Annotated in this window: 1 pseudogene; it reads left to right on the top strand. The window is 67.8% G+C overall.

Annotated elements, in window-relative coordinates:
- Positions 1-301: pseudogene (locus KZZ04_RS18720) on the top strand (pyruvate dehydrogenase (acetyl-transferring), homodimeric type); the annotation flags it as partial.

Below are 301 nucleotides of genomic sequence, written 5' to 3'. Positions count from 1 at the left end.
AGGGCGGTGTCGACGCTCAGGTGCGCCTGCTCGGTTCCGGCACCCTGGTGCGTGAGGCCCAGGCAGCCGCGCAGCTGTTGGCCGAGGATTGGCAAGTGGCTAGCGAGGTGTTCAGCGTCACCAGTTTCAGCGAGCTGGCGCGCGAAGCGCGCGACGTCGAGCGCTGGAATCGCCTGCACCCGCAGGCCGCCAAGCGTTGCAGCCATGTCCAGGACTGCTTGCCCCACGGCGCACCGGTGATTGCGGTGTCCGACTATGTACGCGCGGTGCCGCAGATGATCGCTTCGTACCTGGACGCCAG

The organism is Pseudoalteromonas sp. CR1 (genome assembly GCF_019392235.1).
Classification (GTDB): domain Bacteria; phylum Pseudomonadota; class Gammaproteobacteria; order Enterobacterales; family Alteromonadaceae; genus Pseudoalteromonas.
Note: the sequence above shows the minus strand (reverse complement) of the source record. Positions and strands in the feature narration are given on the sequence as shown.